The 13,139-nt window shown below is 60.2% G+C and carries 14 protein-coding genes and 3 tRNA genes; 10 read left to right on the top strand and 7 right to left on the bottom strand.

Annotated features, from left to right (window positions below):
• The first annotated feature begins 20 nt into the window (after window positions 1-20).
• Complete coding sequence (locus AC1DV9_RS18625) at window positions 21-1,163, top strand: FAD-dependent monooxygenase (RefSeq protein ID WP_477949652.1); 1,143 nt, start codon at window positions 21-23, stop codon at window positions 1,161-1,163.
• Here the strand turns inward: AC1DV9_RS18625 and AC1DV9_RS18630 are convergent, their stop codons facing one another.
• Entirely contained in the window at window positions 1,164-2,354 is a 1,191-nt protein-coding gene (locus AC1DV9_RS18630) for a cystathionine beta-lyase (protein ID WP_477949653.1), read from the bottom strand. It abuts the gene before it with no gap.
• A gap of 370 nt (window positions 2,355-2,724) precedes the next feature.
• Here AC1DV9_RS18630 and AC1DV9_RS18635 point away from each other — a divergent pair, with 370 nt between their 5' ends.
• From AC1DV9_RS18635 to AC1DV9_RS18650, 4 genes are all read left to right on the top strand, one after another.
• Window positions 2,725-3,750, top strand: coding sequence for an amino acid ABC transporter substrate-binding protein (locus AC1DV9_RS18635; RefSeq protein ID WP_112388089.1), 1,026 nt, complete (start codon window positions 2,725-2,727; stop codon window positions 3,748-3,750).
• Window positions 3,751-3,844: 94 nt separating this feature from the next.
• Complete coding sequence (locus AC1DV9_RS18640; protein ID WP_112539574.1) at window positions 3,845-5,047, top strand: amino acid ABC transporter permease; 1,203 nt, start codon at window positions 3,845-3,847, stop codon at window positions 5,045-5,047.
• 1 nt (window position 5,048) lies between these two features.
• Window positions 5,049-6,203 (top strand): amino acid ABC transporter permease, encoded by a 1,155-nt coding sequence (locus AC1DV9_RS18645; RefSeq protein WP_477949654.1) that lies wholly within the window; start codon window positions 5,049-5,051, stop codon window positions 6,201-6,203.
• A gap of 18 nt (window positions 6,204-6,221) precedes the next feature.
• Window positions 6,222-6,995, top strand: a complete 774-nt coding sequence (locus AC1DV9_RS18650; protein ID WP_112388086.1) for an amino acid ABC transporter ATP-binding protein — start codon at window positions 6,222-6,224, stop codon at window positions 6,993-6,995.
• A 58-nt stretch (window positions 6,996-7,053) separates the two neighbouring features.
• Here the strand turns inward: AC1DV9_RS18650 and AC1DV9_RS18655 are convergent, their stop codons facing one another.
• Window positions 7,054-7,785, bottom strand: a complete 732-nt coding sequence (locus AC1DV9_RS18655) for a hypothetical protein (RefSeq protein ID WP_477949655.1) — start codon at window positions 7,783-7,785, stop codon at window positions 7,054-7,056.
• A gap of 356 nt (window positions 7,786-8,141) precedes the next feature.
• On the opposite strand from AC1DV9_RS18655, the gene AC1DV9_RS18660 reads away from it, so the two are divergent.
• From AC1DV9_RS18660 to AC1DV9_RS18670, 3 genes are all read left to right on the top strand, one after another.
• Window positions 8,142-8,426, top strand: a complete 285-nt coding sequence (locus tag AC1DV9_RS18660) for a hypothetical protein (protein WP_112388084.1) — start codon at window positions 8,142-8,144, stop codon at window positions 8,424-8,426.
• A gap of 170 nt (window positions 8,427-8,596) precedes the next feature.
• Window positions 8,597-8,923 (top strand): hypothetical protein, encoded by a 327-nt coding sequence (locus tag AC1DV9_RS18665; protein ID WP_477949656.1) that lies wholly within the window; start codon window positions 8,597-8,599, stop codon window positions 8,921-8,923.
• A gap of 138 nt (window positions 8,924-9,061) precedes the next feature.
• A tRNA-Thr gene (locus tag AC1DV9_RS18670) sits at window positions 9,062-9,137 on the top strand.
• A 40-nt stretch (window positions 9,138-9,177) separates the two neighbouring features.
• On the opposite strand, the gene AC1DV9_RS18675 is transcribed toward AC1DV9_RS18670, so the two are convergent.
• From AC1DV9_RS18675 to AC1DV9_RS18685, 3 genes are all read right to left on the bottom strand, one after another.
• Window positions 9,178-9,254, bottom strand: a tRNA-Arg gene (locus AC1DV9_RS18675).
• A gap of 49 nt (window positions 9,255-9,303) precedes the next feature.
• A complete protein-coding gene (locus AC1DV9_RS18680) occupies window positions 9,304-9,609 on the bottom strand; it encodes an ETC complex I subunit (protein ID WP_112388167.1) in 306 nt (101 codons plus the stop codon).
• A 170-nt stretch (window positions 9,610-9,779) separates the two neighbouring features.
• Window positions 9,780-11,429 carry a phosphoethanolamine transferase gene (locus tag AC1DV9_RS18685; RefSeq protein WP_477949657.1) on the bottom strand — a complete coding sequence of 550 codons (1,650 nt, stop codon included), beginning with the start codon at window positions 11,427-11,429 and terminating at the stop codon, window positions 9,780-9,782.
• A gap of 185 nt (window positions 11,430-11,614) precedes the next feature.
• Between AC1DV9_RS18685 and AC1DV9_RS18690 the strand changes: the two genes are divergently transcribed.
• Window positions 11,615-11,691: transfer RNA gene (locus AC1DV9_RS18690), tRNA-Pro, on the top strand.
• 56 nt (window positions 11,692-11,747) lie between these two features.
• Window positions 11,748-11,957, top strand: a complete 210-nt coding sequence (locus AC1DV9_RS18695) for a hypothetical protein (RefSeq protein WP_148194348.1) — start codon at window positions 11,748-11,750, stop codon at window positions 11,955-11,957.
• An 8-nt stretch (window positions 11,958-11,965) separates the two neighbouring features.
• On the opposite strand, the gene AC1DV9_RS18700 is transcribed toward AC1DV9_RS18695, so the two are convergent.
• Window positions 11,966-12,442, bottom strand: coding sequence for a DUF192 domain-containing protein (locus AC1DV9_RS18700; protein ID WP_112518634.1), 477 nt, complete (start codon window positions 12,440-12,442; stop codon window positions 11,966-11,968).
• A 12-nt stretch (window positions 12,443-12,454) separates the two neighbouring features.
• Window positions 12,455-13,033 (bottom strand): cold-shock protein, encoded by a 579-nt coding sequence (locus AC1DV9_RS18705; protein ID WP_112388009.1) that lies wholly within the window; start codon window positions 13,031-13,033, stop codon window positions 12,455-12,457.
• Window positions 13,034-13,139 lie beyond the last annotated feature (106 nt).

Below are 13,139 nucleotides of genomic sequence, written 5' to 3' on the forward strand. Positions count from 1 at the left end.
TCCTGAAGATCGGACAAACGATGCCGGTCGAGCACGCCGCCATTGCGGGCGCAGGAATTGCGGGCCTGACAGCCGCGCTGGCGCTGGCCAAACGGGGCATCCGTTCCGATATTTTCGAACAGGCCGGCGAACTGGCAGAGGTCGGTGCCGGCCTGCAGCTTTCCCCCAACGCATCGCGCATCCTCCGTGAACTCGGCGTTCTCGGCGAGATCGAGAAATGCTGGCTCGAGCCGGAAATGATCCGGCTCGTTGCGGGCGACACGTTGCGGCAGCTCGCTGCCGTCCCCGCCGGCCGTTTCGCCCGTGAGCGATGGGATGCTCCCTACGGTGTCCTACACCGTGCAACGCTTCAGCGCGTCCTTCTGGATGCTGTGCGCGGCAATCCGCTCTGCCAGCTGCACCTTGGTACTCCAATCGAATCCGCACGCTTGCCGTCTAATGGCCCAGGCGTGCTGATCGGCGCGGACGGCGTCTGGTCGAAGACGCGAGCCGCGATCGACGGTTCGCCCTCGCCCCGATTTTCCGGCAACATCGCCTATCGCTTCACGATCACAGCCGCCGCAGCGCCTGACTTTCTCGACAGGAACAGCGTCTCGGCGTTTCTCGGTGGATCGGTGCATCTCGTCTGCTATCCCCTGAAGGAAACGGCGAGCTTCAATCTCGTCGCCATCACCAGCGGCAATGAAAACACCGAGCGGTGGGATAGTGGCGCGGCGAGTCACCAGCTGGAGACTTTGCGTTCACGCTTCCGCGGCTGGCATCCCGAAGCTCTGTCCCTGCTTCGCAATATCGAGCCGACCTATTGGCCGCTCTATGAGGTATCTGAGGGATCGTGGCAGAACGGGCGCGACCGCGTGCTGATCGGCGATGCCGCGCATGCTATGATGCCGTTCGCCGCCCAGGGCGCGGCCATGGCGATCGAAGATGCCTATGAGCTAGCTTATTTTCTGGGCAGCAATCCCATCGAGCAAGCCCTGCCCCGCTTCGAGGCGCATCGCGCTCCGCGGATTGCCAAGATCCGCAAGCGCGGCGCATTCAACCGCTTTGCCTATCACGCCCGCGGCCCTGTCAGGATCGGGCGTGATATCGTCTTGTCGATGAAACCGCCGCAAAGCCTCGCGGCGGATCTCGACTGGATTTACCGCTACCGGCCGCTCGGCTGATCAGACGGCTTTGGCCGCCGCAAAGCCCCGCTCGATATCGGCCTTGATATCGGCCACGTCTTCGAGACCGATCTGCAGACGGATCAGCGGACCGCCTTCCGGCGCCTTGGCAATACGGCGGTCGTTCAGATTGACGTGAACGGCCAGGCATTCGAAGCCACCCCAGGACCAGCCAAGCCCGAAGATGCTGAGTGCATCGAGGAAGGCATGCGCCTTCGCCTTGTAGTGCTCGGCGGAATCGACCTTGAGCACGAAGGAGAAGATGCCGCTGGCGCCCTTGAAGTCACGCTTCCAGATGTCGTGACCCTTGAAGCTCGGCAGTGCCGGATGCAGCACCTTGGCCACCTCTTCCCGGCCTTCCAGCCACTTGGCGAGAGCCAGCGCGCTTTCATTGTGGCGCTCCAGACGGATGCCCATGGTGCGCAGACCGCGCAGAACCTGATAGGCGTCATCGGGCGCGCCGCAGATGCCGAGCGTGATGTTGGCTTCCTTCAGCTGCTCCCAATGCTTGGCATTGGCCGAGACGGTGCCCATCAGGATATCGGAATGGCCGGCCGGATATTTGGTTGCCGCGTGGATCGAGATATCGACGCCGAAATCGAGCGGGCGGAAATAGACGGGCGTGGCCCAGGTATTGTCCATGGCAACGACGGCGCCGTGCTTGTGGGCAATCGCGGCGATCGCCGGAATGTCCTGCATCTCGAACGTGTTCGAGCCGGGCGCTTCCGTATGGACGAGCCTGGTATTCGGCTTGAACAGCTGCTCGATGCCGGCACCGATCGCCGGGTCGTAATATTCGACCTCGACGCCCATGCGCGTCAGCATGGTGTCGCAGAAATGGCGGGTCGGCGTGTAGACGGAATCGACGATCAGCGCGTGATCGCCGGAAGACAGAAACGCCAGGAACGGCACGGTGACGGCAGCAAGACCCGACGGCACGAGGATCGTGCCCGCGGAACCTTCGAGCGCGTCGATCGCCTCACAGAGCGCATCGGTGGTCGGCGTGCCGCGGGTGCCATAGGTGTATTTCTGCCCGCGTGTTTCCATCGCCTTGGCATTCGGAAACAGCACCGTCGATGCGTGCACGACGGGCGGATTGACGAAACCGTGGTATTCCGAAGGGTCGTTGCCGATATGCGAGAGGCGGGTGTTGATACCGGCGTTCTGCAGGAGACCGTCTTTGTCTTTCATAGTCTGAAATAGCCTTTGGCGAGGGATGCAATGGGCGAGTTTTGGACCTCAGGAAAAGTCGGGTCAACCCCGTAGCCGCGACGGGCCGAAAATTACCCGGAACGTTACTTTCGCAGATATATCAGTGAATTGCGCGGTATTTTTCCGCAAAACACTGCCCAAATACTACCCAACTGCCTATCAGAACGGCGCATTTTGCCAAAATGCCGAATTTTGCCGCATTTATTAGCCGCGACACTTGACCGTATTGGCATTTGCGACTGTGATAGAACCACTCGCGCCGGGAGGGTGTCGAGAAATTGGGGGGACAGGGTTTTCTTCGCCTCTCCTCCCACAAAAACATAAGACAACAGATAAAAGGTTGGGAAAAATGAAGATTAAGCTCCTGTCCGCCGCCGTCGGCGCAGCAGTTTTCGCTCTTGGCGCCCATGCGGCCTCGGCAACCACTCTTGAAGACGTGAAGGCAAAGGGCTTCGTTCAGTGCGGCGTCAACTCGGGCCTCCTGGGTTTCGCGCAGCCTGACGCATCCGGCAACTGGGCCGGCTTCGACGTTGATTTCTGCAAGGCCGTCGCTTCCGCCGTCTTCGGCGACCCGACCAAGGTCAAGTACACGCCTCTGTCCGCCAAGGACCGCTTCCCGGCTCTGCAGTCGGGCGAAGTCGATGTCCTCTCGCGCAACACCACCTGGACGATCAACCGCGACACCGCTCTCGGCTTCAACTTCCGTCCGGTCACCTATTACGACGGTCAGGGCTTCATGGTTCGCAAGAGCCTGAACGTGAAGTCGGCTCTCGAACTCTCCGGCGCCGCTGTCTGCGTACAGTCCGGCACCACGACCGAGCTCAACCTCGCCGACTACTTCAAGTCCAACAACCTTCAATACAATCCGGTTGTTTTCGAGAAGCTCGAAGAAGTCAACGCTGCCTATGATTCCGGCCGTTGCGACGTCTACACGACCGACCAGTCCGGCCTCTATTCGCTGCGTCTGACGCTGAAGAACCCCGACGAGCACATGATCCTTCCGGAGATCATCTCCAAGGAGCCGCTCGGCCCGGCAGTGCGCCAGGGCGACGACCAGTGGTTCGACATCGTTTCGTGGACGGCTTACGCCCTCGTGAACGCTGAAGAATTCGGCATCACCCAGGCAAACGTCGACGAGATGAAGAATTCGCCGAACCCGGATATCAAGCGCTTCCTCGGCACCGAAGCCGATACCAAGATCGGTACCGACCTCGGCCTGACCAACGAGTGGGCCTACAACATCATCAAGGGCGTTGGTAACTACGGTGAAGTCTTTGAACGCAACGTCGGTCAGGGCAGCCCGCTGAAGATCGCACGCGGTCTGAACGCGCTGTGGAACAAGGGCGGCATCCAGTACGCACCGCCGGTTCGCTAAGCTTCTGATATAAATGCCGGAAAGGCGGGAAACCGCCTTTCCGTCTTCCAAAGAAAAAAGCCCAAAAACGGGCACATAGGGGATTAGGCTCGGCATGACGCAAGAGGCTGTGCACACGACACCTTTGCCGGAGAGCCGCTGGACGCTCCAGTCGGCACTTTACGACCCCAAATTCAGGGGCATATTTTTCCAGGTTCTGACCGTACTTCTGCTGGTGCTGTTCGTGGCATGGGTCGCTCACAACACCGCGCTCAACCTGCAGCGCAGCAATACGGCATCTGGCTTCGCATTTCTCAATGGGCGCGCCGGCTTCGAGATCGGCCAGTCGCTGATCCCGTATTCGAGCGATTCGACATATGGCCGCGCGCTCGTCGTCGGCATCCTGAACACCATTCTCGTTGCCGTCACCGGCATCATCACCGCGACGATCATCGGCTTTATCGTCGGCATCGGACGTCTGTCGCATAACTGGCTTATCGCCAAGCTGTGCACCGTCTATGTCGAGGTGTTCCGCAATATCCCGCCGCTGCTGGTCATCTTCTTCTGGTATTCCGGCGTTCTGGCCGTGCTGCCGCAGCCGCGCGAATCCGTGCATCTGCCGTTCAGCATGTTCCTGAACAATCGCGGCCTCGCCTTTCCCAAGCCGATCTTCGATACCGGCATGTGGGCTGTCCTCGCAGCCTTGGTGATCGGCATCGTCGCCACGGTGATCATCGCCCGCTGGGCGCACAAGCGCCAGGCGGCAACAGGCAAGCAGTTCCATACGATCTGGGTGTCGATCGGACTGATCGCCGGCCTGCCGATCCTGGCCTTCCTGGCGGCGGGTCTGCCGATGACCTTCGACGTTCCTGTCGCGGGCAAGTTCAATCTGACCGGCGGCTCCGTCGTCGGGCCGGAATTCATGTCGCTGTTCCTGGCGCTCTCCTTCTACACCGCGGCCTTCATCGCCGAAATCGTGCGTGCCGGTATCCGGGGCGTGCCGAAGGGACAGTCGGAAGCGGCAGGCGCACTCGGCCTGCATCCATCCTCCGTCACCCGCCTCGTCGTGGTGCCGCAGGCCTTCCGCATCATTATCCCGCCACTTACCAGCCAGTATCTCAACCTGACCAAGAACTCATCGCTGGCAATCGCCGTCGGCTTCTCGGATCTCGTTGCCGTCGGCGGTACGACGCTCAACCAGACCGGCCAGTCGATCGAAGTCGTGGTCATCTGGATTGCCGTCTACCTCACCCTCAGCATTCTGACGTCGCTGTTCATGAACTGGTTCAACGGCAAAATGGCACTGGTGGAGAGATAAGATGTCGGGTCCCAACATTTCTTTCGTCCGCAATGCCATGCTGCAGCCCGAACCGGCTCCATCCAGCGAACGCGGCACAATCGCCTGGATCAGGCGTAACCTGCTTGCAACCCCGAAGGACATCATCCTGACGGTGATCGCCATCGCAGTTCTTGCCTGGGTGCTGCCGCACATGATCAACTGGCTGTTCATCCAGGCCGTCTGGACCGGTACGGACCGCACCTTCTGCGCCACCACCGTTCAGGGCGGCACGCAGCCCGATGGCTGGAGCGGGGCCTGCTGGGCTTTCGTCAACGCAAAGCTCGACCAGTTCGTCTATGGCCGCTATCCGCTCACCGACCGCTGGCGTCCGACGCTGGTGTTCATCATGTTCGCCGCCCTGCTGGTGCCGATGCTGATGCCGTCGATGCCGCGCAAGGGGCTGAATGCTCTGCTGCTCTTCGTGGCGCTGCCGCTCGTTTCGCTCTGGCTGCTGTATGGCGGCCTCGGCCTCGAAGTCGTAGAAACCCCGCTCTGGGGCGGCCTTCTGGTGACGCTCGTCGTCTCCTTCGTCGGCATCGCGGTCTCCCTACCCTTCGGCATCATCCTGGCGCTCGGGCGCCGTTCGAAGATGCCTGTCGTGAAGATGGTCTGCGTCATCTTCATCGAAGTCATCCGCGGCATTCCGCTGATCACCGTCCTGTTCATGGCCAGCGTCATGTTGCCGCTGTTCCTGCCGCAGGGCTGGAACGTCGACAAGCTGCTGCGCGCCGTGATCGGCGTGTCGATCTTCGCGTCGGCCTATATGGCAGAGGTCATCCGCGGCGGTCTGCAGGCCATTCCGAAGGGCCAGTACGAAGGCGCGGATTCGCTTGGATTGGGCTATTGGCAGAAGATGCGCCTGATCGTGCTGCCTCAGGCGATCAAGCTCGTCATCCCCGGCATCGTCAATACGTTCATCGGCATGTTCAAAGATACCTCGCTGGTCTCGATCATCAGCATGTTCGACCTGCTCGGCATCGTCCGTCTGAACTTCTCCGACGGCAACTGGGCGTCGGCCGTAACACCGTTGACAGGTCTGATCTTTGCGGGTTTTGTCTTCTGGATTTTCTGCTTCGGCATGTCTCGCTATTCGGTGTTCATGGAACGCCATCTCGACACCGGCCACAAACGATAAGAATTGAGGGTAACAAATATGGCTGAAGCTCAAACCAAGAAGCTCACCGTCTCCACGACCGAAGTCGCCGTCGATATCGTCAACATGAACAAGTGGTATGGCGATTTCCACGTTCTGCGCGACATCAACCTGAAGGTCATGCGTGGCGAGCGCATCGTCATCGCCGGCCCGTCGGGCTCCGGCAAGTCGACGATGATCCGTTGCATCAACCGTCTGGAAGAGCACCAGAAGGGTCAGATCGTCGTCGATGGCACCGAGCTTACCAACGACCTGAAGAAGATCGACGAAGTGCGCCGCGAAGTCGGCATGGTGTTCCAGCACTTCAACCTCTTCCCGCATCTGACGATCCTGGAAAACTGCACGCTGGCGCCGATCTGGGTGCGCAAGATGCCGAAGAAGCAGGCGGAAGAAGTCGCCATGCACTTCCTGAAGCGTGTCAAGATTCCGGAACAGGCCAACAAATATCCGGGCCAGCTCTCCGGTGGCCAGCAGCAGCGCGTGGCGATCGCCCGTTCGCTCTGCATGAATCCGAAGATCATGCTGTTCGATGAGCCGACCTCGGCGCTCGATCCTGAAATGATCAAGGAAGTGCTGGATACCATGGTCGGTCTGGCCGAAGAAGGCATGACCATGCTCTGCGTCACCCATGAGATGGGCTTTGCCCGCCAGGTCGCCAACCGCGTCATCTTCATGGACCAGGGCCAGATCGTCGAGCAGAATTCGCCGGCTGAGTTCTTCGATAATCCGCAGCACGAGCGTACCAAGCTGTTCCTCAGCCAGATCCTGCACTAAGCGATCATAGATCAAAAAAAGCCGCCGGAGCGATCCGGCGGCTTTTTTGTTTGCGGCTTTAGCGGGATGCCAGCGTCCGCAGCATCTTGCAGAGACCGGTCAGCCCGGCATCATAGCCACCAGAGGCAATGTCGCGGCAGCGAACCAGCATCTTCCTCTGATCACTGGCATCCATCCTGCTGAATTCGCGGGTCACCGCACTCGGCGTCATCCCGCTTCCACTGCCGCCATCAGATGCACCACCACCGGACGAGCCGCCGCCGATACCAAGGCCGAGATTGGCGCCTGCGCCATTGCCGATATTTGCGCCCACATTGGCGTTGATGCCGTTCGATCCGCCGATCGACGCGGTCACATCCGTATCGAGGATATTACCATTGCTGCCGCCGAGAGTTGCGCCGGCATTGGCGTTCACACCGCTGCCGCCGCCAGCCGATACGCCGGCATCGACGTCCGCGAGGTTACCGCTGCCGCCCGCATTGGCGCCGACCGCCGCATTCACGCCATTGCTGCCGCCGACGCTGGCTTTCACATCGGCATCAACGAGACCGCCGGACCCGCCGACCGTTGCGTTGGTATTCGCATTGATGCCACCGGAGCCGCCGACAGAAGCGCCGACATTGGCGCCAAGGCCGCCGGAACTTCCGGAGCCGAGGCCGACACTGGCATTGACGCCGTTGCTGCCGCCGATAGAGATATCGAGAGCGTGCACAGAACTGACCGGCATGACGAAAATCGAGCAGGCGGATGCAAGGACGGCGATCGCGGTCCTCGAATGAGCGTAAGTCATGATATTCCTCCGTTTTCTCAATGCCGGATCACCGGCAGCCGAAAATCGACGGAACGCGCGCACCTTCGATCAGATGGACAGGGCCTCCAGCCCGGTCCTTGGACACGGCCGTTGGCCGGTCCGTGGACTTGGCCATCGCGGTCAGGTCCATGAAAAGCGAACGCAGTAATATTAGCATTGTTTCACGCAACAATGAGCCACGGTTACCGCGAAGCAAAGATCCGGCCAAAGCGTGCCGGAAGCATACACTTCTTCGTCAACAGGCGGCGGTTGGCGAATCGCTGTGATACCGGCCATAGACAAGAGCGAGCGAAAGCCTAATTGCCTGAGATAACAAACAACCGACGGAGCGCCCGATGAAACTCTCTCTTGCCGCAGCGATCATCGCGGGTGCTGTTCTTTCTGGCTGCACTGCGACCGGCGATATCTCCGGCCCAGGCTTGGCACCGATCCCGGGCAGCATCACCTATAATGGCCAACCCCGGACGAAGCTGACCAAGTCGCCGATCGGCTCGCAGTTTCCGCACACCTTCGTCGACAATCGCGGCCGCGAGGTCGAGGAAACCTACATCATCCGGCCGGACCGCAGCCTGATGATCGCCAATCGCGTCTATCGCCCGATCTTCCGCTGGAACGATTGATTCCGGCAAACAGGCCTGCGTTTCCGGTGGCGCTCCTGCTCTCGTCCCTTGCCGCATGGAACGGCTCTGCGATGCAGTCACGGGCCGGACAGCGGCAACAGCAATGACCGCCTCGGGAACAAATAAGCGTGAATGTCAGTTTCCCTCCCATGTGAAGAGGAGAAGAGACAATGACATACGATCCGAACAACCTGAATGACCCGAACCGCCCGCTGGATCCGGCGGGCACTCCCGACTACCGGACCACACCCGTTGGTGCTCAGAAATCCAACGCCTGGGTCGGCTGGGTGGCAGCGATCGCCGTGGTCGCCGTCGCGGCCTTTGCCTATACGGAGTGGAACGGCACGCCGACTACAGACCCGCAGACGACGGCCTCTACGAAGTCGGAACCGGCCGCCCCGGCACCGGCTCCCGTCAAGCCGATGGCACCGGCCGATACAAACGCTACTCCGGCCCCGGCTACGCCGCCCGCAGCCGGTGGCAACACCCCGCAGTAAACGAGAAAAGGCCCGGTTCATCACCGGGCCTTTTTCAATCATCATGCCTTCGGCATCATGTGCATTAAGCTTACCGGCTAACCGTCCGGCGAAGAACGCGTTGAAGCCGCGGCACGCCGGAGGCATACAATGCCTCACGCCCCTCGTAGCTCAACGTCAGAGCAGCTGCGCCGTTAGCAGCCGATCCAGGTTCAATTCCTCGGCAGGGGCACCAAGGCGCCGCTTTTGCGTTCAAAATTTTCGGAAAAAAGAATTGGCGACCCCTGCAGGATTCGAACCTGCGACCACCTGCTTAGAAGGCAGGTGCTCTATCCAGCTGAGCTAAGGGGCCATCCAGCCGCTATCCAGCGATAGCGGCGAAACGCGGCATGCACGGACGCTCAGTGCGTCCAGGGCTGTGTGCGGGTATAACGGAAATTATCCGGATAGGCGACAGTCTGACGGATCGGATCCTTGGGCTGAAGAACCCGGTATTCGATGCCGTTGCGCTTTGCATAGGCTTCGGCCAGTTCCTGGCTTTCGAAGGTCAGCTTGACCTGCTGGCGCATGTCGCCCGAAGAGGTGTAGCCCATGATCGGATCGATCTTGCGCGGCTGCTCCTGATCGAACTCGAGCACCCAGAGATGCGTCTTGGCCTTGCCGGACTGCATGGCGGTCTTGGCTGGACGGTAGATCTTGGCAGACATCGCTGCATTCGCCTCCGGATACGCGGACAACATCCGCTGGAATTTCAAACTGTCGCGCCGTCGCCAGCACGGTTCCCTCTGCGCCATCTAGCGCAAAGAGATGAATTTTGCTTATCCGCGAATCCTTGCGGTTTCAAGAAAAAAGCCGAGCCAGACCCAACTGCCGCAGTTTACTTGGCGGCAAGCTTGTCCGTGGGCCGCCGGCAGGGTGAGATAAGGTCGAGCGACGCGTCGCGAACGCTGGTTTCCACCTCCATCAGGCCGAGAACGCTGTGGAAGAGATTGTCGTGCGAGGCAGGCAGCTTGGCGCGAGCGGCAATGCAGGCGGTGTCGAGCCGCGTCTCGCTGGCAAAATCATCCGACAGCCACAGCGCCATCGGCACATGCGTCTGCTCCTTCGGCGCGATGAAATACGGCGCGCCATGCAGATAGATGCCGTTTTCGCCCAGCGATTCGCCGTGGTCGGAGAGATAGATCATCGAACCGGCCAGCGCGGCCTGATGCGCCTTCAGCTTGTCGATCACCGCGGCCAGCACCTGGTCGGTCATGACAACGGTGTTGTCATAGGCGTTGGTGATTTCTTCCGGCTTGCAGGTGGCGAAATCGGCGGCGCGGCAATCGGGGGTGAAGCGCCGGGCGCTGTCGGAATAGCGCAGATAATAGGCCGGGCCGTGGCTGCCCAGCTGGTGTAGCACCAGCACGCTGTCGCCCTTGACGCTGGAAAGCCAGTCATCGAGTTTGTCGAGCAGGATGGTGTCCAGGCACTCGCCGTCCTTGCAGAACCGCGGATCGCGGCTGTCGGGCAGATACTTGTACTTGATGCGGTCGGCGACGCCGTACATGCCGGTATCGTTGTCCCACCATTCGACGCCGACCTTCGCATGGCCGAGAACATCGATCAGGTTATCGGTGACCAGCCCCTTGCGGTAGCTGTATTCCGTCCGCTTGTAGACCGAGAACATGCAGGGAATGGAGACGGCCGTCTCCGTGCCGCAGCTGGTGACATCCGGGAAGAAGGTGACACCGCGCGCCTTCATCTCCGGATTGGTATCGCGGCCATAGCCGCCGAGCGAAAAGTCCTGCCCGCGGGCCGTCTCTCCGGCAACGATGATCAGCACACGCGGCTTGGCCGGCGAAGCCGCCGGGATCTGGTGCGCGTCCGTGCCGATCGGCTGACGCACGAGATTGAGATTGTCGCCATAGGTCGCGGTGAAATAGACCGCGCTGCCCAGCGGAAAATGCGGATTGATGGTCATCATCAGATCGCGATGGATGCGGCCGACGGCGGCATAGGTCGGATAGAAGCCCATGCCGATCACCGCGATGACTGTGATGCAGGGCACGATCACGGCCATATTGTGCAGAAACTTGCTGGGGAACGGCCGGTGGACGACGCGCACGGCCGCGATGAACAGCGACGGCAGGACGCCGGCCAGCAGCATGTAGAAAATGAATTTCGTGGTGATCAGGTGCTGCGCTTCCGACTGCGTCGTGACGGCGGCATTGCGGATCATCTCGCGGTCGATGATGACGCCGAACCTGTCGGTGAACCAGGCGGCCGCGACAGCCGCCAGCAAAAGCAGAATCAGCACCGGCTTGATGAGATATTTGACGGAAACGGTGACGGCGATCGCCACCGTCAGCGCGATCATGCCGATAACGAATCCGGCGAAAGCCAACCGGTGACCGTCGAAATAGATGTAGGCCCGGCTCCAGAACGTGTAGTTGGCAACGGCGAGAATATAGAGCGAAACGATGACGGCGAGCGTAATGCTGCCGATCTTGGGGCGCATCCGCGCCGTCTTCAGTGTCATGGCCATGCTGTCAGGTTCGCTCCGCGCCGGGCGGACCATCGACTCAAGCCTCTGGCCGCCCATCTTAAAATCCGGGCGACCATGGAGAGGCTTCCTGACACTATCCTGAATGCAAAAGCCGCATTTAAGGATGGGACAAACGCGTTTTTGATATTGCGGCCCCCCGGCGAAGCGTGTATTGCCCCCTCAGACGGAGTGTAGCGCAGTCTGGTAGCGCATCTGGTTTGGGACCAGAGGGTCGGGAGTTCGAATCTCTCCACTCCGACCATTTTCCCTAGATTTCTACGGTAAGCAGGCGGTCATCCGCTGGTACGGGAGCCGGTCATGCAAGTCGAAATCCCCTGCCCTAAATGCGGCAAGACCCGGATGAATTTCCCGCGCCCGCAGCCGCTCGATAACGACATCATCAGCTGCTACAGCTGCAATTTCGAGCTTGGCACCTATGGTTCGGTCAAGGCGAAGATGGCGCGCTTCATGGAACGCATGCGTCAGGCTGCGGTGACCCAGGCGCAGGCTGCAAAGAAGAAGCAGTAAGCTTCCCCTTATTTTTTCGTGATTGTCGCGCTGGCGGCTTTGTCGCCGGTCTTGATGCCGAGCTTCTTGACTGTGCCGGCGTTCAGCTCGACGACGTATTTCACATCGCCCATCGAATCGATGATGTCCTCCGAAAAGGGCACGGCATTTTCCTTGATGTGACGGATGACGCCCTTGCTGTCGATGAACAGCATATCGAGCGGCAGGATGGTGTTCTCCATCCACATCGTCACCCGGCGCGACTGCCCGAAGTCGAACAGCATTCCGGCATTCTCAGGCATTTCCTTGCGATACATCAACCCATACTGACGCTGCTCGTTCGTCGAGGCGATCTCGACGGTGAAGTTCAGCATCTTGCCGGAGGCCGTCTGCACGGCCAGCGGTTCCTTGTCGAAGGCCATCGGCTGTTGCTGCTGGGCAAAAGCGGGTGCTGCCACAATGAAAAAAAGCGCCAATAAGGCGCCTTTGATTCTATGCATTCTCATCAATCCTGAACATCAGTGGGCGCGGCTTGCCGGGCTTGGCATATCCGGGTGAATCTCGGCGGCCATCAGACCCTTGTCACCGGGCCCGAAGCGCACCAGCACGACCTGGCCGGGACGCAGCTCGGTGAGGCCGAAGCGGCGCAGCGTTTCCATATGGACGAAGATATCTTCCGTGCCTTCGCCGCGTGTCAGGAAGCCGAAGCCCTTGGTGCGGTTGAACCACTTCACCAGAGCCCGCTCCAGGCCGCTCGTCGCGGTGACCTGCACATGGGTGCGCACCGGCGGCAGCTGCGAAGGATGGATTGCCGTGGACTGGTCCATCGAGAGGATCTTGAAGGCCTGATAGCCACGTTCGCGGCGCTGGATCAGCGCGACGATGCGGGTGCCTTCGAGGATCGTCTGATAGCCATCGCGGCGCAGGCAGGTCACATGAAGGAGCACGTCCTGCATGCCGTTATCGGGGACGATGAAACCGAATCCCTTGGCGACATCGAACCACTTAACGACACCGGTGATTTCAATGAGATCGACGCTATCCCCCGATAGCTCTTCGAGCTCAATGAACTCCTTCGATGAAATCCTATCAGCCATGTCGCCAGCCCCTCATTACGCGTCACACTGTTACGGTTAACTGATTCTTGAAATCAAGATTAACATCTTGGTAACGGATAAGCGCAAGTCCTGTTTTCGGTTATTC

The organism is Rhizobium sp. 01L410 (assembly GCF_056400165.1).

Excerpts from the sequence above, each read along its gene's own strand:
- AC1DV9_RS18625 (WP_477949652.1), top strand. The coding sequence starts at position 21 with ATGCCGGTCGAGCACGCCGCCATTGCGGGCGCAGGAATTGCGGGCCTG.
- AC1DV9_RS18630 (WP_477949653.1), bottom strand. The coding sequence starts at position 2,354 with ATGAAAGACAAAGACGGTCTCCTGCAGAACGCCGGTATCAACACCCGC.
- AC1DV9_RS18635 (WP_112388089.1), top strand. The coding sequence starts at position 2,725 with ATGAAGATTAAGCTCCTGTCCGCCGCCGTCGGCGCAGCAGTTTTCGCT.
- AC1DV9_RS18640 (WP_112539574.1), top strand. The coding sequence starts at position 3,845 with ATGACGCAAGAGGCTGTGCACACGACACCTTTGCCGGAGAGCCGCTGG.
- AC1DV9_RS18645 (WP_477949654.1), top strand. The coding sequence starts at position 5,049 with ATGTCGGGTCCCAACATTTCTTTCGTCCGCAATGCCATGCTGCAGCCC.
- AC1DV9_RS18650 (WP_112388086.1), top strand. The coding sequence starts at position 6,222 with ATGGCTGAAGCTCAAACCAAGAAGCTCACCGTCTCCACGACCGAAGTC.
- AC1DV9_RS18655 (WP_477949655.1), bottom strand. The coding sequence starts at position 7,785 with ATGACTTACGCTCATTCGAGGACCGCGATCGCCGTCCTTGCATCCGCC.
- AC1DV9_RS18660 (WP_112388084.1), top strand. The coding sequence starts at position 8,142 with ATGAAACTCTCTCTTGCCGCAGCGATCATCGCGGGTGCTGTTCTTTCT.
- AC1DV9_RS18665 (WP_477949656.1), top strand. The coding sequence starts at position 8,597 with ATGACATACGATCCGAACAACCTGAATGACCCGAACCGCCCGCTGGAT.
- AC1DV9_RS18680 (WP_112388167.1), bottom strand. The coding sequence starts at position 9,609 with ATGTCTGCCAAGATCTACCGTCCAGCCAAGACCGCCATGCAGTCCGGC.
- AC1DV9_RS18685 (WP_477949657.1), bottom strand. The coding sequence starts at position 11,429 with ATGGCCATGACACTGAAGACGGCGCGGATGCGCCCCAAGATCGGCAGC.
- AC1DV9_RS18695 (WP_148194348.1), top strand. The coding sequence starts at position 11,748 with ATGCAAGTCGAAATCCCCTGCCCTAAATGCGGCAAGACCCGGATGAAT.
- AC1DV9_RS18700 (WP_112518634.1), bottom strand. The coding sequence starts at position 12,442 with ATGAGAATGCATAGAATCAAAGGCGCCTTATTGGCGCTTTTTTTCATT.
- AC1DV9_RS18705 (WP_112388009.1), bottom strand. The coding sequence starts at position 13,033 with ATGGCTGATAGGATTTCATCGAAGGAGTTCATTGAGCTCGAAGAGCTA.